Genomic DNA, 18,824 nt, shown 5'->3' with positions numbered 1-18,824 from the left:
GTCAACGCCAGAAATGGCGTGCGCCTGGCTACATAAGACGTGAGATGCACCCAGGGGCGGCAGGAATGCCGCCCTTTTTCAGCCATTTCAATACAGCATCGATTTTCCGCTCGGCGTGACATCATCAATGGCGTCCTCTGGTTGCAGGATGCGCACCTGACTCAACACGAAAATCACTCCGCTTATCTTTGCATCCGAATCAGCGTATTCTGTCCTCCGCTTGCCCTTTTCTCACGGAACTGGAGGAAACATGTCCACCTTACGTTTGCTGATCTCTGATTCACACGATCCCTGGTTTAACCTCGCGGTGGAAGAGTGCATCTTCCGTCAGATGCCCACCACGCAGCGCGTATTGTTCTTATGGCAGAACGCTGAAACGGTGGTGATTGGCCGCGCGCAAAACCCGTGGAAAGAGTGCAACACGCGTCGGATGGCGGAAGATGGCATCAAACTGGCGCGACGCAGCAGCGGCGGCGGTGCGGTGTTTCATGATTTGGGCAACGCCTGTTTCACCTTTATGGCCGGTAAACCGGAGTATGACAAAACCGTCTCGACGGCGATTATTTTGCAGGCGCTTGAGAAGCTGGGTATGCGCGCCGAAGCCTCCGGTCGCAATGACATCGTGGTCAATGTGAATGGCGATATGCGTAAGATTTCCGGTTCCGCCTATCGTGAAACGCCGGATCGCGGTTTTCACCACGGCACTTTCCTGATGAGCGCCGATCTGTCGCGCCTTGCCGATTACCTCAACCCGGACATCAAAAAGCTTCAGGCCAAAGGGATCACCTCGGTGCGTTCCCGCGTGGCGAACATCGCGGATTTTATTCCTGATATCCGGTTTGCAGACATCCGTCGTGAGGTGATTGCGGCTTACTTCGCGCATTACCATGAAACCTGCGAGCCCGAGTTTATTTCACCGGAAGCCCTGCCTGACCTTCCCGGCTTTAAGGCGCAGTTCGCCCGCCAGAGCAGCTGGGAGTGGAATTTTGGTCAGGCGCCTGATTTCTCACATCTGCTGCAGGAACGTTTTGTCTGGGGTGGCGTTGAGATTCACTTTGACGTTGAGCGTGGCACCATTACCCGCAGTCAAATTTTCACCGATAGCCTCAATCCCGCACCGCTAGAAACGCTGGCGATGCAGTTGCACGGTGTGGCGTATCGACCGGAGTCACTGCAGGCTGAAATGCAGAAACTGATTGCGGCGTTTCCGGAACAGCAGAAGGAACTCACCGAACTAACAAACTGGCTGGTGAACAGCATCAGATAAGGTGGCGCTGCACCAGCGCCTCAATGAGTCCCTGCAGTTCCTTTACGCCATCCAGCTGCCGGATATCGCCACACACTACAGCGTTTGAGAGGGCGTCTGCCGCGCCCAGTAAACCCCACAGGCTGGATTGCGGCAGCTTCGCCTCAGCAAACCACAGACGTAACTTCGCCATGAAATCGAGTTGGTATTTGCGCTTCACTTCAGCCAGTTCTGGCGAGCTATTGAGTGCTGACAGCACATCGGGAATTTCGCGCCCTTGTGTCAGTACACAGTTCACGTAACAAGCGGCTACCGTGCTGGCGCGTTCTGCCAGATCGTCTCCCGCTTTTGCCATCGCCGCGTCAATGACAGCGTTTTGCCGCACATCGAAGTCCTCATACAGCGCAGCGAGCAAACCGTGGCGAGTGCCAAAATGCTCATACACCACAGGCTTGCTGACACCCGCTTCAATGGCCACTCGCCCAAGAGTAAGGGCATCGCTGCCCTGCTCTCGCACCAGATTCCACGCTGTGTTCATCAGCTGCTCGCGGCGGGCGTCAAAGGTCATACGCTGGCGCGTTGGTGAGTTCATGCAGATTCCTTTACAGTAAAAAGTCGCTGCCCCAGTTGCCGGGCAAGCGCGTAATGCGCATCAGGATAACCCTCATCGGAAGGCAACAACAGTTCGCTGGTGACTACCGGCGCGCCGCAATAACCAAATATTCCCTCATCGATCTGATTGCGCATACTGCTGAAATAGCCGCGACGCAGGTAAGTGCGCGTATTCGCCGCACCCAGTGCCAGCAGATGCACCTGCAGATGACCTAACTTTTTGATGACCTTTTCGCCGGTGTCGTCGTACGCCCAGCCCTGGGTAAACACGCGGTCAATCCACCCTTTTAACTGTGCCGGGAAAGACCACCAGTAAATTGGATACACCAATACCAGCGCATCGGCACGATTGAGACGCTGCTGTTCGGCCAATACATCCTGAGGCGAAGGGGTTCCCGATTTGAACTGATCGACATCCGCCTGATTGAAGCGTGGATCAAATTGCTCAGCCGCTAAATCGGCGATTTCAACACTGTGTTGGCCGCTCGCTGAAATGCCTTTAACCAGCTGTTCAACCACAGCATGGGTGTGTGAATGGTGGTCTGGATGGGCCGTAACGATAAGCGTGTGCATGGGGGTTAACCTCCGACAATGATTGACCTACCATTGGTAACTTACTGGTGGTAGGTTGTCAATTGTTCGTTTGCTGTGTGAGTTCAGTGTGTAATACCGTTTGATGGGAATGGTGGGTGCTCAGGTGATGACGCAATCTGGAGCCACTGTGGGTTTCGTCTAAACGGGCACCATATGAATGGCGGTAGCGCCTCTGATGCTGCAAGGGCTATCCGCAGCGCTGAGGCTTTTACGTTGGGCCAGGAGATCCACGCAGGGATGCGCGGATCAGTTCGGGGCCGACCGGGATGGTCGATCCCCGAACGTTCCGTCGGCACGACGTGGAAGCCGAGGGTACCGCGTCAGCGGCGCGAGGACTGCCCGGCAGCAGCAGAGGTGCTACGGCCCGCACTAGCGCACATAAAAAGCTGCCATTGATTTAACTATGGCAGCCTGCACTCACACAAACGTGACGCCGTCACTCACCAAAAATGCAATCACTGTCGCGTCACGCTCGCCTTGGACTGCAGGCAATGCGCCCTGCTCGCTGATAGAATCCCCCTGCAACAGCCGCTCCTCGCCAACAGTCACAATGCCATCCAGCAAGGTCAGCCATGTTGAGTAACCGGCAAGATGTGGCACCTCAACCTGTGCGCCCCGCTCCACTTTCAGATCATAAATAAACACCTCCTGACCCAACGGCAGCGGTGCGTCGCTAGTTTCGGGTCCCGCCAGCAATGTCCAGGCGTTGAGCGGCACCCCATCAGCGCGAGTAAAATCCAGGGTGCGTGGTGCACCGCCGCTTTTGGCCGGACGGATATAAGCCTGCAACATCTCGGTTTCAACAAAAGGCGCAGACTCTTCATAACGCACGCCACTTCCTGCACTCACCACCATGGCGCGTTTGGCATTCAGCGCGGTTTTGTCGCCATTTTCAGCAAGGTGCTGCGCCGAACCACGCCAGACGTAGCTGAAAATCTCTTCGTCCTGACGGCTGTGCATCGGAATACGCGCATCCATTTTCAACGACATCTGATCAATAATCGTCAGCGGGCCAAAAGCCTCGCCAGGCCGTTGCCGGCGGATGGTAAAGGGACCGTATTCAAACAGTTGGTCACGCTGGGCACGCATTACGTTCATAATTTGCTCCTCAAAATGTGGCTATGCTCATCATGATAGCGACAAGAAAATCCCTGAACAGGTGTGCAATTTGCTCACTTAAGTCAAAATTTTTGAATATTGATAACTAACAGCAATAATAAGAAAAAGAAACAATCTAAAGAACGCAACTATTTAGCATTCAGGATTAGTCAGGCTGCTTGTTTTTGCGTAAAATACGCTTTTCCGTGATGAGTAAATAACATGAATCGCAGCGAACAGATTCTTGATGCAGCTGAACAGTGCATGCGCCTAAAAGGGTTTCATCAAACGTCTATTCAGAATATTGCCAGCCAGGCAAATGTTAGCATTGGTTTAATTTATAAATATTATAAAAACAAAGATGCCATTATCGAAGCGCTGGTGACCAATGTGGTGCAACGCATGATCGCATTATTAAACGCTGATTTTGAACGAATTGCCCATGCGGGAGGCGTCACGCATTCGGTGCAGGACATTGTGCCGCCCGAAGTTGAGCACAGTATTGTCTTGTTGATGGAAGTCTCATCTGAAGCCACACGTAACGAGCGTATTCGTCAGATAATGAATGATGCGTGGTTGGTATTAAAAAACAACTTTATTGCTCAGGAGCAGACGCTCAATCCGGCGCTGAAAGCCGACGTCATCAACACCCGACTGCATATCATCTCTCTGGTGATTGATGGGATGATCATTCGCCGTTGCATGAAACAACGTGACGTGCCCGACGGATTTATGCCCTTTTTTGATGCCATCACGCGTGACATCAATCAGCATGATATGGCCTGAAATCAGCCAAACAAATGATGTGTGAGAATGCCATTAATCCTGCCCTGTTCGTGATGATCCAGGTTCTTATCACCAAATGCGCGGCAGGCAACACCGTCTACCATCATTAACAAAAATTGGATACGCTCATTACGCTGCTGTGGACTCACTTGAGCATACTGGCGGCTAAACGCTTTTTCCAAATCAGCAATCAATAGCTGTTCTTCTTGTGCCAAAACTTCCCGCACAGATTGATTACGCGACGCTTCCGAATACATCTCCAGTAATAAGCAGCGGTCCTGATAGGGCCAGTCCTGCCAAAATGGCGATTCCGCATCAATAATATCGCGGGTGCTGCTTTGCTTCGGCAGATTATCTTGTAAAAAAACACGCCAACTCGTGGCGATACTTTTAATCGTTTCACTGACGATGAATTCTTTGCTCTCGAAATAACGATATATCTGCCCTGCACCCAAACCTGATTCCCGGCTTATATCAGCCATGCTCGCCCCGTGAAAACCGGAGCGACTAAAACATATTTTTGCAGCGGCAATAATTATTTGCTGTCGCTGTCGCACGAAGGCGTCATTCTCTGATTTGCTCAACATAACTCCTAAAAGTGGCCGGCGCGTTATTATTGTTTTTTCCTATCATACGCGAAGGGATTTATAGCCGATATGCTGGCTATAAATCCGGTTACATTTTTCCCCAGGTCGCTAACGCATCGACCCGGGGCGATCATCACAGTTTCAGTTCAGATTCTTTCAACGCAGTACCACCACCCATCACTTTGTAGAAAGTATTGAGGTTCTGGTAGTAAGCCTGCTCAACGCTCACCAGGCTGGTGCGTGCTGTATACAGCGTGCGCTGTGCAGTTAACGCATTCAGATAGGTATCCACACCATTTTGATAGCGCAGATCTGCCAGGTGGTAATAGGTTTGCGAAGCAGCAACATTATTACGCTGACTGGTCAGCTGATCGTTGATGGTGCCGCGTCGTGCCAACGCATCGGCCACTTCTGAGAACGCCGTTTGGACCGCCTTCTCATACACCGCCACGTAATACTCTTTCTGCGCTTTGGTGTAGTTGAGGTAGGAAACGTTGTAGCCGCCTTTGAAAATCGGCAGCGAGATACTTGGGGCAAACGACCAGATTCCCGCACCGTTCTTGAACAGCGAAGACAAATCTGAACTGCCCACCCCACCGCTGGCGGTGAGGGAGATGCTTGGGAAGAAGTTAGCGCGTGCCGCCCCGATATTGGCATTAGCGGCTTTTAAGTTGTGCTCTGCCTGCAACACGTCCGGGCGATTATTCAGTGCATCCGATGACACGCCAGCAGGTACGGCTTTCAATGCATCGCCAATGGACTCAATGCTTTCAGGCAACAAATTATCTGGCACGCTTTTGCCTACCACCAGATCCAGCGCGTTTTTATCCTGCGCCACGCTGGTGGTGTAACTGGCCACATCCGCCTGAGCAGATTGATAAGTGGTCTCTGCTGACGCGACATCCACCATCGAATCCACACCGTTCTCCAGACGCTTGCGCGTCACTTCCAGTGACTGACGCGCACTCTCTGCCGTCTCTTTAGCGATCGCCAGATTGCTGCGATCGGCGGCCAGCTGCAGCCAGTAATCCACGGTGTTATACAGCACCGTCAGGCGCGTACTGCGGGCGCCCTCCAGCGTGCCGAGATAAGTTTCATACTGCTGGCGCGACAGACTCTGGTTCTTGCCAAACAGATCCAATTCAAACGAGCTGACGCTGCCCTCGGCTGAATAGGTATTGCTGAGCGCAGTTTGATTTCCCTCCCCGGTTAGCGCGCGTGAACGTGTGCCGCTCACGCCAGCGCTCAGGCTGGGGAACAAATCGGCACGCTGCTCACCATACTGAGCATGAGCCGATTTCACACTGGCGACCGCTTCACGCAGATCGCGGCTGCTGTCCAGCGCCATCGTCACCACCTGGCGCAGCTTCGCATCCAGCACATAATCCTGCCAGCTGATATCACGATAGTTAGCCGGTGTGCCTTGTAACGTCCGATAGGCATCGCCGGTGGGCGCGGTGGTATTCACCGCATCCTTTGGCCGATCGTAATGCGGATCGAGAGATACGCAACCCGCAAGGAAACACGGCAAAAACACCATTAAAAGTTTTGCAGACATATTACTCCTCCGCCTTCACAGCAGATTCGGTTGACTGTGCATCGTCATGCGGAATCGCCGGGAAAACGCGACGGACCAGAACAAAGAACAGCGGTACAAAGAAGATGGCCAGCAAGGTCGCGGTCAGGGTGCCGCCGATAATGCCGGTGCCGATAGCGATACGGCTGTTCGCCCCCGCACCGGTTGAAATCGCCAATGGCAGTACCCCAGCGGTAAACGCCAGCGAAGTCATGATGATCGGACGCAAACGCATGGTGGCGGCATGCACCGCGGCTTTCACCAGGTTCTCACCCTTGCGATAGTTCTCCTCAGCGAATTCCACGATCAAAATCGCGTTCTTGGCCGAGAGACCAATGATGGTCAATAACGCTACCTGGAAATAGACGTCGTTTTCCAGACCGCGTAGCGTAATGGCCAGCAAGGAACCGATGACGCCCAACGGCACCACCATCATCACCGAGAACGGCACTGACCAACTTTCATACAGCGCGGCCAGACACAGGAACACCACAATCAGGGAGATGCCATACAACGACATTGCCTGGTTGCCGGAGAGTTTTTCCTGATAAGAGAGGCCGCTCCATGCATAGGTGGTACCGGTTGGCAGTTTGGCCGCCAGTTTTTCCATAGCGGTGATGGCATCGCCGGAACTCTTGCCCGATGCTGAAGATCCTTCAATCTCATAGGAAGCCAGGCCGTTATAACGTGACAGCACATCTGGACCGTAAGCCCATTTTGAGGAGGCGAACGACGAGAACGGCACCATGGTGGTGTTGCTGCTGCTATCCGTTCCACGCACGTACCATTGATCGATATCTTCAGGCTTACTGCGGAATTGCTGATCGCCCTGCATGTAAACCTTCTTCACGCGACCGCGGTCGGTGAAGTCGTTGACGTAACTGCCGCCAATCGCTGCACTCAAGGTGGTATTGATGTCAATGATGGTCAGGCCCAGTGACTGCGCTTTGGCATCATCAATACTCACATCCAGCTGAGGCAAATCGGGTAACGAGTTGGCACGCACCGCGCTCAACACCGGATCCTGATTGGCTTCAGCGATCAGCTGGTTACGCATCTTCAGCAGTTGGTCACGATCGGTTGAGCCGCGTGCTTGCAGTTCAAAAGTAAAGCCGTTGGACTGGCCCAATCCCGAGACTGAAGGCGGTGACAACACGAAAATCTGTGCATCACGAATACTGGATAGCGCAGCCATGGCGCGTCCTGCTATCGCATCGGCGCTGTTCTCTGAGCCTTTACGCTCACTCCAGTTTTTCAGCGAGATAAAACCAATACCGGCGTTCTGTCCGCTGCCCGCAAAGCTGAAGCCGTTCACCAGCATGCTGACGTTAACGTTATCTTTCTCTTTGGTCGCGAAGTACTGCTGAACCTGCTGACGGACTTCACTGGTGCGGTTTTCCGTGGCACCCGGTGCCAGCTGATACTGCACCATGATATAGCCCTGATCTTCGGTCGGCAGGAAGCCGGTCGGCAGGCGCAGATACAGCACCGCACATCCGATCAACAATACGCCGTACAGCAGCAGATAACGCACTGAACTGTGCACCACATGGCCGACGCCGTTTTGATAGCGCCCCTGTACTTTTTCATAGCTACGGTTAAACCAGCCAAAGAAGCCTTTGGTGCCGCTTTCATGGTTATGTGGTTTCAGCAAGGTGGCACAGAGTGCCGGCGTCAGCGTCAGCGCGACAATCACCGACAGCACCATCGACGACACAATGGTGATCGAAAACTGGCGATAGATCACACCGGTTGAACCACTGAAGAAGGTCATCGGCAGGAACACCGCCGACAGCACTAAGGCAATACCGATCAGCGCCCCTGTGATCTCTTTCATCGATTTTTCGGTGGCCTGACGCGGTGATAATCCCTCTTCGCGCATCACGCGCTCAACGTTTTCCACGACGACAATCGCATCATCGACCAGCAAGCCGATGGCGAGCACCATACCGAACATGGTTAAGGTGTTAATCGAATAACCAAACAGCGACAGCACGCCAAAGGTGCCCAGTAACACGACCGGCACGGCAATCGCCGGGATCAGTGTGGTACGAATGTTCTGCAGGAACACGAACATCACGATGACCACCAGAATCACCGCTTCGATCAGCGTTTTCACCACTTCTTCAATCGAGATTTTTACAAAGTCGGTACTGTCGAGCGGATAAGCGATCTCATAACCCGCAGGCATACTGCTGCGGAACTCATTGATGGTGGATTTCACCTGTTCGGCGGTGGAAAGCGCATTGGCACCCGACGCCAGCTGAACCGCGATACCCGAAGCGGGATGGCCGTTCGCCAGCACGTTGGCACTGTAATCCTCATCACCCATCTCGACGCGCGCCACATCACTCAGGCGCACCACGGAACCGTCAGACTGGCTTTTCAGCACAATATTACGGAACTGTTCTGGCGTTTGCAGACGTGAACGCGAACGCACCGTTGCCACCAGTTGCTGCTCTTTACTGGCAGGCTGCGCACCCAACTGGCCGGAAGAGACCTGGGTGTTTTGGCTCTCCAGTGCGGTGGTGACATCCGACGGCATCAGCGAATAGGAGGCGAGCTTGCTCGGATCTAACCAGATACGCATCGCGTATTCGGCACCAAATACCTGCACGCTCCCGACGCCGCTCACACGCGCCAGCGTATCTTCCATATTACTGACCATATAGTCAGCCACATCGGAAGAACTGCTTTTATTGGTTTTATCGTACACCGCAAGGATCAGCAGGAAGTCGCTCTGCGCTTTTTCCACGGTGACACCCTGTGTGGTCACGGCGGTAGGCAGACGGCTTTCTGCCTGCTGAACCTTGTTTTGTACCTGAACCTGAGCGATATCGGGGTCAGTGCCTTGCTGGAAGGTCACATTGATTTTTACCTGACCGGTCGATGCGGTGCTGGTGGAGTTGAAATAGAGTAAACCATCCAACCCGGTCAACTGCTGCTCAATCACCTGGGTGACACTGCTCTCCAGCGTTTCCGCCGAGGCTCCGGTGTAGGTGGCCTGAATGCTGATCTGTGGCGGCGCCACATCGGGATATTGCGCCACGGGCAGGCTGTTAATACTGAGTAAACCGAACATCATGATGCAGATGGCGATAACCCAGGCAAACACCGGCCGACGAATAAAGAACTGAGCCAACATATCAGTTGCCCTCGCTGGTCGCGGCTATATCGTTTGGCGTCACTTCTACGGCTTTAACGCTCATGCCCGCCTGCACTTTACCGGTACCTTCAACAATCAGTTTGTCGCCGCTGTTGAGACCAGAGGTAATCAGCCACTTATTGCCGATCACGCGATCGGCCACCACTTCACGGCTCTCGACTTTATTCTCTTTATCCACCACCAGCGCGGTGGCATTGCCTTTGGCGTCACGTGTGATGCCCTGTTGCGGTGCGAGGATCGCGTCGGTTTTAACGCCGTTAGTCACATTGGCGCGCACATACATGCCCGGCAACAACTCATGTTGCGGGTTAGGGAAAATCGCGCGCAGCGTCACGGTGCCCGTCGCTTCATCTACCGACACCTCCGTCAGTTCCAGCTTGCCCGGATGGTCATAAGCACTGCCATCTTCGAGTTTCACCGTCACCGGCACGGCATCCGTGCTCTGCTGCAAGGAAGCCTGCTGACGTTTCAGCTTCAGCAGTTGAACGCTGGATTGGGTGAGATCGACATAAATAGGATCGAGCGCGCGAATGGTCGCCAGCGCGGTGGTCTGGCTAGCAGTCACCAGCGCACCTGGCGTCACGGAGGAAATGCCAATGCGTCCACTGATTGGGGCTTTGATCTGCGTGTAATTAAGATTGATGCGAGCGCTTTCAACCGCAGCACGATACTGATCCACGGATGCGACATTTTGCTGGTAAGTGGCTAACGCGTCATCTGCATCCTGACGCGACACGCCGTTCTCTTTCACCAGTGCTGCATAGCGCTCCGCTTTGAGTTTGCTGCTTTTCACCAATGCCTGAGCATTCTTTAATTGTGCCAAAGCCTGATCGTAACTGGCCTGATAGCTGGCCGGATCGATTTGATACAGCACCTGACCGGCTTTCACTTCATCCCCTTCGGTAAACAGGCGCTTCAAAATAATCCCTTCAACCTGGGGGCGCACTTCTGAGGTCATACTGCCCGTCACGCGGCCCGCGAGCTGGCTGTCCAGCGCCACTGACTCGCTTTGCAAGGTTTTAACACCCACTTCGGTGGTCGGAGTGGCGGCTTGTTGACTGCTGTTTTGATCGCAGGCGGCGACTAACATCACCAGCCCGGCGATCACACTGCGCTGAAAATTCTTCATGAATTACCCTGTAGTGAACGTTCATTCTCAGAATGAAGTCTATCAAATTAGCTTTCCTTACACTGTCAGGAAAATGAAAAGAGAGAGGGCGTAGTGGATTTTTACAATGCGGACTTTAGATAAGGTGATGATGAATCTTTGTCGTTATAACACATGCTTTTCCCAAACTTCGTCGCAGCACGAACTCTCGTGCTGCGACGAAGCATTATTCCGCCGATATACGTACAACACTCTCAAGCTTTGCCGCTTTGGTCGCCGCGCCGTCATTTTTCACCGTGACGAACAGGGCGTGATTAGCCTCATCGAGTGCCAGGCTATTGGGGTGCGGAGGCAACGCCAGGGTGTTAATTCGCTGCAGCGATCGGGCATCAAAGATCGTCACCGTGCCCGCGCCCTTTTCGACTCTGACACCGTTGCGGTTGGTGACATAAATGCGCTGCTGCTGCGCATCCAGCAGTAAGCCAATCGGCACCTGATCGGTATCCACCTTCGCCAGAACCTTGCCGCTGTCTGCATCCAGAGCAAACAGCTGATGTCCGCTGCTGCGTCAGGTGTAGGTCTGTCCCAGATAGTTATTTCGCGGCTTGTCACGATCGATCCCCTGATCAACGCCAAGCAGGCGATTCCCCTGCGGGTCATAGACCAGATTGAGCAGTTGATCGGCTTCAATCTCCTGCGTATGGGTGATCTCAAGCGTGTCCGCGTTCAGCGTCATCAGTTGCCCCTGCATATTGGAGACAAACACCCGACGCCCCGCTTCATCAATGGCGATACCGGTGGCGTAAAAGCCAAAACCAGGAATGACTTTCTCAAGCTGCTGCTTGCGGGTATCCACGACGAACAGCACACTTTCTACGCCGTAGCCCAGACCGGGTAAAAACAGTCGACCGCTGCGCGCGTCATATTTCACTTCACGTACTTTGTACAAGTAATCATCGCTGATACCGAAGCGCTGTAACTCTTCCAGCATTTAGTGGTGAGTTCACGCAGCCCCGCCGGATTGAGCAGCAGTTTGGCGCGCGCATTGGTGGTTTGCACTTCGCGCGGATCGCCCACCGGCGTGTAAGCGGGCAGATCGATGTCACTGCGGCGGCGCTGGCGATCAACGCTGACACGAAACGCCAGCTGTTCATCAATCAGTGGGCCACTGGCCATCGCCGCCAGTTATGAGGCGTGCTGATTGCCAAATCCACCCTTTATAGCGCTCTCCCATTCGAAGCTGGGATCTTTGGTGGTCATCACAATCGCACCGGCGATGGCATTGCGACCCTGAATGTAACTTTGCGGCCCTCGAAACACTTCCACGCGATCTAAATCCCACAGCGATTGCGGTCCATAGGCCTGTTCGTTATAGGTGAGCGCACGGCCATCCAGTGATAATCCTAAACGCGGGCGTGTTCCGCTAAGGAATGCCCCTGCACCCGTCGATGGGCCGGAGCCATGCACCCCGCGCACTGTTGGCAGATCGTTGCCGATCCCGACATCAACGGTATTCGCGGTCATCCGCATTAAGTCTGAAACGGTTTCAGCACCGGGCAGTGAATCAATCCTGCGGCTATCAAAAACTTCAACGCTCGATCCGGTATCAAAAATCGATCGTTCCGTTTTCTCTCCGGTTACCACAGCTCTTGTTCGTCCTGATAGCTACGCTCCCGACTGCTGGTAACTTCCTCCGAGTCCTTTTCTGCGGCGACGGCGGAACCCGACATGCCAATACACAGGCCGATAGCGATACTGATGACTTTAAGACGCGCATAATAGCCGTGGTGTGTGGTAATAGACTGACGCTTTTCGCATGTCTCCTTCATCCCAAAGGTTTAAAAAACATTCATGTTTATTGACACAACCCACATTTTATTGAGTGCCATCAGTCTTTATTTTTCTGACTAACGGCAATAGCAAAGCCACCTCTTTTGCAGAGGTTGTTATAAGAAGATGTTCGTGAAGCGTAAAAAAGTGTTGCCAACCATAATCACTAATATCAGGCGATGCAAACAAATATTACACATTCATGAAAGCGTATTGTTATTAGCGGATCTATTAACCTGCCGGATTCAGCGGTTATTAACATGCGATAAATATCTGCACTAAAATAATCTCACAGTGATATGATTTTAAATCACAAGCGGATTCTTAATTTTTTTTGTCAACCTTGTTCAGGTTGCTGGAGATGAAAAATGGGACTGATTGAACTGTTGAGACATACGCCAACATGGGTGTGGATATTACTCGTCTATCTGATTTTTCGCGGCATTAAGGCATTACAGACTCGTGAAGTCGCGGTGCAAAAACTGTTCTACATTCCAGTTTTGTTTTTAGTTTGGGGCTTTTATGGCGTATTTCGGGAAACCACCTGGGTTGCTTATACGCTGTTTTCCATGATTATCGGTTTACTGATTGGGGGTATCATCGGTGCCATGTTGTCTCACGCGACAGGCAAACCCATCTCCAGTGAAAATCACGGCATGATTATTCGCCCAGGTTCGACGTTGCCATTAATATTTATGTTATTAGCCTTTGCCGCCAAATATACGCTTTCCGTTTCTGTGGCTTTGCACCCTGAATTAATCGCTTCCCTGTCATTTAATCTGATTCACGGTGCAATCAGCGGCGTTACTGCGGGGATATTCTGGGGGAGCATGCTGGTTTATTTCATTCCCTGGTATCGCCAGCGTAAGAGATTATCCCTATAGCGGGCAAAAGAGGGAGGACGCCACCCGCGGACGTCCCCTTAGCGACATTAACGCTTTGCCATAACCGCGGCTAATGCCAGTTGCGGAATCGTCAACGGACGCTCGCTCTCCGGCAGGCTGTTTGCCGCCGCCATCGATACCTGCGCCAGTGCTACGTGTTGTGCGCCCTGCTCGCGTCCCTGTGTTACCGCGTCGGCAATGAGCGCGTGGTAGCGTTGATGATCGCCCGCTTTAAATGCGGCCCAGGCATCAGGGATCAGCGCGACCTGCGGCTGTTTCTCCGCTGGCAGCGTGGGTGGACAGAACAACAGGCGTGTGGCGGCTAACGTTGACTCAGCCGCGCAGAGCACCAGCGCAGGCCCTGCCATTTGATGCAGGTGATCTGCCAGCATTCGGTCTGCGCGATAGACCGGGGAGCCCGTGTTTTTCGGCTGGAAGGTGTCGGCCACTGGCCCCAGCGTTGAACAGGTAATGACTATCGCATCAAACCACGGTCCCATACTGTGCAACAGCTGAGCCAAACGTTGCTGTTGCTCCTGCGTCATACCGCCACTTTGTTCGGCTTCAGCCAGCAGATGCGGCATCACAATATGGCTCAGTGTGTGGGGAGGTAATTCAAGGGCGTGTGCCGCGTGATCGAACAGCGCGATATTACTGGCGGCGGTGTGCAGGCAAGCGATGGTCATGGTCATCCTTATAGTTATGCTATTTATAGGTCCGCTGAGTCCTGGCGGCGTGATTGCAGTGGTAGATTATTGCTTCACCATCTAATAATATTCAAAATTATTTAACATTCCTTAGCCGTTACCCTCATGAACCTGCACGTGCTCGCCTTTATCATTGCGATCTTACCTGTGGCCTTGTCGCCAGGGGCGAGTTTTACCCTCGCGATTAACAACACGCTGGTGGCAGGCACGCGCGGGCTGGCTTCGATCATTCTCGGCACGGCACTGGGTATTTATACCCATGCGCTGCTGATTGGTCTGGGCATCAGCGCCCTGCTGGTGCGTTCCCCCATTATCTTTAATCTGTTAAGCGTGGCGGGTGCTGCTTATCTGCTGTGGCTCGGCGTACAGTTGTTGCGTCGAGGTCGTCATATTTCCCAACCCGTCGCCTCTTACCGTAGCGCCCGCATGGGGATTAAAGATGCCTGGCTAGCCAATGTGCTTAATCCAAAAGCGGTGATGTTGTATCTCACCGTGGTATCGCAATTCGCCGGTCGCGATCATGCCTTGCTGCATTATCTGCTGCTGGCCTCCATACACGTTGCCATTATGGCACTGTGGCTGGTGATCATCTGTTTTACGCTGCTGACTTCAGCACGAGTGATCAGCATTCGTAAGCTGTCCATCGCCATCAACATTGGCGGCGGGCTGATACTGGTGTTTTTTGCTATCAGCAATTTGGTTCAGCTTTTTATGACATTAAAAGGATTTTCATCATGATGGCATTAAGCGACTTCGGCCCACGCATCTGCATTTTGGGGCCTTCAAACAGCGGTAAATCGACACTGGCTCAGGCCATCGCCAGCAAGACAGCGCGCCCGCTCATCCACCTGGATCAGCTTTATCACCTCCCCAACACGCACTGGCAAGCCCGCGCTGAAGCAGATTTCCGGCAACTGCATCTAGACGCTATCGCAGGGGAAAGCTGGGTCATGGACGGCAATTATGTGCGCACGCTACCGGACCGCTTAACGCGTGCCAGCGGTATCATTCTGCTTGACCTGCCACCGACTCAAAGTTTCTTTCGTTATCTGCGTCGTACGCTGTTTGATGCCCAGCGCATTGGCGGTGTTGTCCCCTCACATCAGCGCGAGAAGTTGACCTGGGAAATGACGCGTTATCTGCTTATCACCTCTCGGCGCCACCGCCCGCGCAACCAACGCATGTATGCGGAATGGACCTTGCCCAAGCTGTTGCTTAGCTCCCCTTATGAGGTTAACCAACTCTGCCGAGAATGGGGCTTGCTCACGGACAAAATCTAATCCACGCGTCACAGCCTTGGTGGCAATAATTTAATCATGGATTTGATTGAATTCAGAAGATAACCGGCATCCTGACAACGTTAATATTTACCGCTTCGCATGCAATCCCTTCAGGGCCGGCTATGATAAATAAGTCTTTATTACGCCCTGTGATAAGACCTGCTCTCATTGGAAATGTTTGGTACAGGATTGTACAAGCCCGGTTGCCACCACTCCCGGGCTTTATTTTTGTAGCGATGAGAATTTTTTGGTGAAATGTGAAGTCGAGGACGTGAAGAACATCATTATTTATTGCTGACATCAAACACGTTACTGTTAATTTTTACTCGCTCTCCTAACGACCAGCCTTTTTTCCCCAGGATACGGTCTGGCGTGCCGTCCGGCACATTGAAATAATACGCCCCTGATGGCGTACCTGAAGAGCTATTCTCTTGAAAAATATCGTCTGAGTGTAGACCCATCTCCTTGACTTCGTCTTCCGTCAGACCTAATTCATTTGCAAGTGAAGAATAATCCATTGTTTATCCCCTTAATGCTATAAAAATCAATGATTACGCACTTTTAATGCGCGACTCACGCTACTTATCCTTGAATGGATCGTGCTTGTGATCCTGGCTATCATCACGCGTGCGAGGGATCTCGCCATGTTCATCAGGATTATCTGTAGCGGGATGATCATCCTCTTCGTACGCATTGCCGGCATTGGGCGCGGCCTCCGGAAGGCCTTTTTTGACATCGCCTTCTTTCTTTCGCTGTTCGTTCGTATTATGTGCTTTCATAATTAACTCCTTAGGAAGGAATGTTTTAGGTTAGGCTAACTTTTAAAAGTTCGCTTTCATGACTTAGCGTTTTAGTTATTTAATCGCATGTATCCGGACATCAATAATTTCCCGCTTGGCTTTTATCACTGTGTAAAAACACTGACAATGTTCTGACCTTCACTTGCCCGAGATTGAACCATTTATACGGCTTCGTTTATTTTCGTTCGAACAAATAACCACCTGCTAATATTTTTTCTTCTCCTATATTTAATGGGGTCATTAAATCAGTCACTGGAGAATAGCAATGTCGAGCGAAACCGATAAGAAAAAGCTGACTCAGCGAGCCCCGACGAAAGGGCCAGAATCATCACAACCTGGATTAGGGTCGCTGGCACCCAAAGACGGTTCACACCAACCTCCCGCTGAACCAACTCCACCCGGAAAGCAGCCTACGGCACCGGGCAGCCTCAAAGCTCCTGATACACAGAGCACCAAGCTTGAGCAACTTGCTGCGCATCGTAAAAACGGCACCGAGCAGCCTCTAACGACGAATCAGGGCACGCGGATTGCGAACGATCAAAACTCATTGCGCGCGGGCACGCGTGGCCCGACTTTGCTTGAAGATTTCATCATGCGTGAAAAAATCACGCACTTTGACCATGAACGCATCCCTGAACGCATCGTTCACGCCCGAGGATCCGCTGCACACGGCTACTTCCAGCCATACCACTCGTTAAAAGCGCTGACTAAAGCGCACTTCCTTTCTGATCCGGAACGAGTCACGCCGGTGTTTGTCCGTTTTTCCACCGTCCAGGGCGGTGCCGGATCGGCTGACACCGTGCGCGATATTCGCGGGTTTGCCACTAAGTTTTATACCGATGAAGGGGTTTTTGATTTAGTGGGTAACAATACCCCGGTATTTTTCATTCAGGATGCTCATAAGTTCCCGGATTTTGTGCACGCCGTTAAGCCTGAGCAGCACAATGAAATCCCTCAGGGTCAAAGTGCACATGACACCTTCTGGGATTACGTTTCCCTGCAGCCTGAGACCTTGCATAACGTTATCTGGGCGATGTCCGACCGCGGGATTCCACGCAGTTACCGCACCATGGAAGGCTTCGGTATTCACACTTTCCGACTGATCAATGCGGAAGGCAAAGCGACCTTTGTGCGCTTCCACTGGAAGCCTGTCGCAGGTAAAGCCTCTTTGCTCTGGGATGAGTCGCAAAAACTGACCGGACGCGACCCTGATTTCCACCGACGCGATTTGTGGGAAGCCATTGAAGCCGGAGACTTCCCGGAATATGAATTAGGCCTACAACTGATCCCCGAAGAGGACGAGTTTAAGTTCGATTTCGATATCCTGGATGCCACCAAACTGATTCCGGAAGAGCTGGTGCCGGTAGAAATCGTTGGCAAGATGGTATTAAACCGCAATCCCGATAACTTTTTTGCTGAAACGGAACAGGTTGCTTTCCATCCAGGACATATTGTTCCGGGGCTGGATTTTTCAAACGATCCCCTGCTACAAGGCAGATTGTTCTCCTATACCGATACGCAGATTAGCCGCCTGGGTGGCCCTAATTTCCATGAGATCCCTATTAATCGTCCGGTTTGCCCTTACCATAATTTCCAACGGCAGGGCATGCACCGTCAGGACATTGATACTAATCCAGCGAATTATGAACCCAATTCGATTAATGATAATTGGCCACGTGAAACACCGCCGGCAGCGGAAGGTGGCGGCTTTGACAGTTATCAGGAGCGCATGGAGGGGCATAAAGTGCGCGAGCGTAGCCCGTCCTTTGGCGAATATTACTCTCAGCCGAGACTATTCTGGTTAAGCCAAACGCCTGTCGAGCAACAGCACATCATTGATGCCTATTCATTTGAGTTAAGCAAAGTCGCCCGACCGTACATTCGTGAGCGAGTGGTCGATCATCTGTTGAATATTGATATTGCCTTAGCGCAAGGGGTTGCTGATAACCTCGGGATTGCCTTGACGGCTGATCAATTGAAGACGCCGCCAGCACCCGATGTTAATGGCCTGCAGAAAGACAGTAGTCTGAGTTTGTATGCTGTTCCCGACGGTGATATCAAAGGCCGCCAGGTTGCCCTGCTGTTGAACGATGGCGTGAAATCAGCAGATGTACTGGCTGTATTACAGTCACTTAAAGCGGCTGGCGTACATACAAAATTATTGGCGGCTCACATGGGACAGGTTCGAGCCGACGATGGTTCAGTCTTACCCATTGATGCGACCTTTGCTGGGCTTCCTTCACTGACCTTTGACGCGGTGTTTGTACCCGATGGCAACATTGATGCGCTGTTGCTGAGTGGTGACAGCCGTTATTTCTTGCTGGAGGCTTATAAACATCTGAAGGTGATCGGCCTGAGCGGTGAAGCACGCCGCTTTAAAGCCCAGTTTGCGCTGCAGGAGAGCGAAAAAGAAGAGGGAATTATTGAAGGTGACAGTTCAGATGATGCTTTGCTGAGTGCTTTTATAGATGCAATGAAAGCACACCGTGTCTGGTCACGTAGCCAGAAAGCCCTTTCCGTTCCTGCCTGATGTTCCGCATCGTCCAGAGG

General features: G+C 52.4%; 16 protein-coding genes and 2 pseudogenes. 6 read left to right on the top strand and 12 right to left on the bottom strand.

Annotation, left to right across the window (positions count from 1 at the left end; genetic code table 11):
• Positions 1–250: 250 nt before the first annotated feature.
• Entirely contained in the window at positions 251–1,267 is a 1,017-nt protein-coding gene (lplA, locus tag QMZ65_RS00560; protein WP_058959936.1) for a lipoate--protein ligase, read from the top strand.
• Here the strand turns inward: lplA and QMZ65_RS00555 are convergent.
• From QMZ65_RS00555 to QMZ65_RS00545, 3 genes are all read right to left on the bottom strand, one after another.
• Entirely contained in the window at positions 1,260–1,838 is a 579-nt protein-coding gene (locus QMZ65_RS00555) for a TetR/AcrR family transcriptional regulator (protein WP_097117160.1), read from the bottom strand. The genes lplA and QMZ65_RS00555 overlap by 8 nt on opposite strands.
• The gene (locus QMZ65_RS00550) at positions 1,835–2,431 is read right to left on the bottom strand and encodes an NAD(P)H-dependent oxidoreductase (protein WP_283215181.1); all 597 of its coding nucleotides are present in this window, start codon (positions 2,429–2,431) and stop codon (positions 1,835–1,837) included. Before QMZ65_RS00550 ends, QMZ65_RS00555 begins: the two co-directional genes overlap by 4 nt.
• 438 nt (positions 2,432–2,869) lie before the next feature.
• Positions 2,870–3,550 carry a pirin family protein gene (locus QMZ65_RS00545; RefSeq protein ID WP_211727902.1) on the bottom strand — a complete coding sequence of 227 codons (681 nt, stop codon included), beginning with the start codon at positions 3,548–3,550 and terminating at the stop codon, positions 2,870–2,872.
• Positions 3,551–3,772: 222 nt separating this feature from the next.
• On the opposite strand from QMZ65_RS00545, the gene QMZ65_RS00540 reads away from it, so the two are divergent.
• Complete coding sequence (locus tag QMZ65_RS00540; RefSeq protein ID WP_058959940.1) at positions 3,773–4,336, top strand: TetR/AcrR family transcriptional regulator; 564 nt, start codon at positions 3,773–3,775, stop codon at positions 4,334–4,336.
• A 2-nt stretch (positions 4,337–4,338) separates the two neighbouring features.
• Here QMZ65_RS00540 and QMZ65_RS00535 read toward each other — a convergent pair whose 3' ends face one another.
• The 6 genes and pseudogenes from QMZ65_RS00535 to QMZ65_RS00510 all read right to left on the bottom strand — a co-directional run.
• Positions 4,339–4,923 (bottom strand): TetR/AcrR family transcriptional regulator, encoded by a 585-nt coding sequence (locus QMZ65_RS00535; RefSeq protein WP_283215180.1) that lies wholly within the window; start codon positions 4,921–4,923, stop codon positions 4,339–4,341.
• Positions 4,924–5,056: 133 nt separating this feature from the next.
• Positions 5,057–6,481: an efflux transporter outer membrane subunit gene (locus tag QMZ65_RS00530; RefSeq protein WP_283215179.1), complete on the bottom strand. Its 1,425-nt coding sequence runs from the start codon at positions 6,479–6,481 to the stop codon at positions 5,057–5,059.
• A 1-nt stretch (position 6,482) separates the two neighbouring features.
• On the bottom strand, positions 6,483–9,644 hold the full coding sequence (locus QMZ65_RS00525) for an efflux RND transporter permease subunit (RefSeq protein WP_160832904.1): 3,162 nt from the start codon (positions 9,642–9,644) through the stop codon (positions 6,483–6,485).
• Position 9,645: 1 nt separating this feature from the next.
• The gene (locus QMZ65_RS00520) at positions 9,646–10,794 is read right to left on the bottom strand and encodes an efflux RND transporter periplasmic adaptor subunit (protein WP_097117165.1); all 1,149 of its coding nucleotides are present in this window, start codon (positions 10,792–10,794) and stop codon (positions 9,646–9,648) included.
• 205 nt (positions 10,795–10,999) lie between these two features.
• Positions 11,000–11,764: pseudogene (locus QMZ65_RS00515) on the bottom strand (YncE family protein); the annotation flags it as partial.
• Positions 11,734–12,503 (bottom strand): annotated as a pseudogene (locus tag QMZ65_RS00510) (TonB-dependent receptor plug domain-containing protein); the annotation flags it as partial. The pseudogenes QMZ65_RS00515 and QMZ65_RS00510, both read right to left, overlap by 31 nt.
• A 468-nt stretch (positions 12,504–12,971) precedes the next feature.
• Here QMZ65_RS00510 and QMZ65_RS00505 point away from each other — a divergent pair.
• On the top strand, positions 12,972–13,487 hold the full coding sequence (locus QMZ65_RS00505) for a DUF6622 family protein (RefSeq protein WP_283215178.1): 516 nt from the start codon (positions 12,972–12,974) through the stop codon (positions 13,485–13,487).
• Between the two features lie 47 nt (positions 13,488–13,534).
• Here QMZ65_RS00505 and QMZ65_RS00500 read toward each other — a convergent pair whose 3' ends face one another.
• On the bottom strand, positions 13,535–14,173 hold the full coding sequence (locus QMZ65_RS00500) for a glutamate racemase (RefSeq protein WP_097117167.1): 639 nt from the start codon (positions 14,171–14,173) through the stop codon (positions 13,535–13,537).
• Between the two features lie 138 nt (positions 14,174–14,311).
• On the opposite strand from QMZ65_RS00500, the gene QMZ65_RS00495 reads away from it, so the two are divergent.
• Positions 14,312–14,932 carry a LysE family translocator gene (locus QMZ65_RS00495; protein ID WP_349306761.1) on the top strand — a complete coding sequence of 207 codons (621 nt, stop codon included), beginning with the start codon at positions 14,312–14,314 and terminating at the stop codon, positions 14,930–14,932.
• On the top strand, positions 14,929–15,474 hold the full coding sequence (locus QMZ65_RS00490; RefSeq protein WP_237448743.1) for a P-loop NTPase family protein: 546 nt from the start codon (positions 14,929–14,931) through the stop codon (positions 15,472–15,474). Before QMZ65_RS00495 ends, QMZ65_RS00490 begins: the two co-directional genes overlap by 4 nt.
• A 284-nt stretch (positions 15,475–15,758) precedes the next feature.
• On the opposite strand, the gene QMZ65_RS00485 is transcribed toward QMZ65_RS00490, so the two are convergent.
• Positions 15,759–15,992, bottom strand: coding sequence for a hypothetical protein (locus QMZ65_RS00485; RefSeq protein WP_058959945.1), 234 nt, complete (start codon positions 15,990–15,992; stop codon positions 15,759–15,761).
• A gap of 60 nt (positions 15,993–16,052) precedes the next feature.
• Positions 16,053–16,253 (bottom strand): hypothetical protein, encoded by a 201-nt coding sequence (locus tag QMZ65_RS00480; RefSeq protein WP_058959946.1) that lies wholly within the window; start codon positions 16,251–16,253, stop codon positions 16,053–16,055.
• Between the two features lie 286 nt (positions 16,254–16,539).
• Between QMZ65_RS00480 and katE the strand changes: the two genes are divergently transcribed.
• Positions 16,540–18,804, top strand: coding sequence for a catalase HPII (katE, locus tag QMZ65_RS00475; protein WP_283215176.1), 2,265 nt, complete (start codon positions 16,540–16,542; stop codon positions 18,802–18,804).
• The last annotated feature ends 20 nt before the right edge of the window (positions 18,805–18,824 follow it).

Origin of the sequence: Pantoea sp. EABMAA-21, assembly GCF_030053335.1 — a bacterium.
Taxonomy (GTDB): Bacteria; Pseudomonadota; Gammaproteobacteria; order Enterobacterales; family Enterobacteriaceae; genus Pantoea; species Pantoea communis.
Note: the sequence above shows the minus strand (reverse complement) of the source record. Positions and strands in the feature narration are given on the sequence as shown.

What these genes read in the sequence shown, in the direction of transcription:
- lplA (WP_058959936.1), top strand. Translation starts at nt 251, where the DNA reads ATGTCCACCTTACGTTTGCTGATCTCTGATTCACACGATCCCTGGTTT.
- QMZ65_RS00555 (WP_097117160.1), bottom strand. Translation starts at nt 1,838, where the DNA reads ATGAACTCACCAACGCGCCAGCGTATGACCTTTGACGCCCGCCGCGAG.
- QMZ65_RS00550 (WP_283215181.1), bottom strand. Translation starts at nt 2,431, where the DNA reads ATGCACACGCTTATCGTTACGGCCCATCCAGACCACCATTCACACACC.
- QMZ65_RS00545 (WP_211727902.1), bottom strand. Translation starts at nt 3,550, where the DNA reads ATGAACGTAATGCGTGCCCAGCGTGACCAACTGTTTGAATACGGTCCC.
- QMZ65_RS00540 (WP_058959940.1), top strand. Translation starts at nt 3,773, where the DNA reads ATGAATCGCAGCGAACAGATTCTTGATGCAGCTGAACAGTGCATGCGC.
- QMZ65_RS00535 (WP_283215180.1), bottom strand. Translation starts at nt 4,923, where the DNA reads ATGTTGAGCAAATCAGAGAATGACGCCTTCGTGCGACAGCGACAGCAA.
- QMZ65_RS00530 (WP_283215179.1), bottom strand. Translation starts at nt 6,481, where the DNA reads ATGTCTGCAAAACTTTTAATGGTGTTTTTGCCGTGTTTCCTTGCGGGT.
- QMZ65_RS00525 (WP_160832904.1), bottom strand. Translation starts at nt 9,644, where the DNA reads ATGTTGGCTCAGTTCTTTATTCGTCGGCCGGTGTTTGCCTGGGTTATC.
- QMZ65_RS00520 (WP_097117165.1), bottom strand. Translation starts at nt 10,794, where the DNA reads ATGAAGAATTTTCAGCGCAGTGTGATCGCCGGGCTGGTGATGTTAGTC.
- QMZ65_RS00505 (WP_283215178.1), top strand. Translation starts at nt 12,972, where the DNA reads ATGGGACTGATTGAACTGTTGAGACATACGCCAACATGGGTGTGGATA.
- QMZ65_RS00500 (WP_097117167.1), bottom strand. Translation starts at nt 14,173, where the DNA reads ATGACCATCGCTTGCCTGCACACCGCCGCCAGTAATATCGCGCTGTTC.
- QMZ65_RS00490 (WP_237448743.1), top strand. Translation starts at nt 14,929, where the DNA reads ATGATGGCATTAAGCGACTTCGGCCCACGCATCTGCATTTTGGGGCCT.
- QMZ65_RS00485 (WP_058959945.1), bottom strand. Translation starts at nt 15,992, where the DNA reads ATGGATTATTCTTCACTTGCAAATGAATTAGGTCTGACGGAAGACGAA.
- QMZ65_RS00480 (WP_058959946.1), bottom strand. Translation starts at nt 16,253, where the DNA reads ATGAAAGCACATAATACGAACGAACAGCGAAAGAAAGAAGGCGATGTC.
- katE (WP_283215176.1), top strand. Translation starts at nt 16,540, where the DNA reads ATGTCGAGCGAAACCGATAAGAAAAAGCTGACTCAGCGAGCCCCGACG.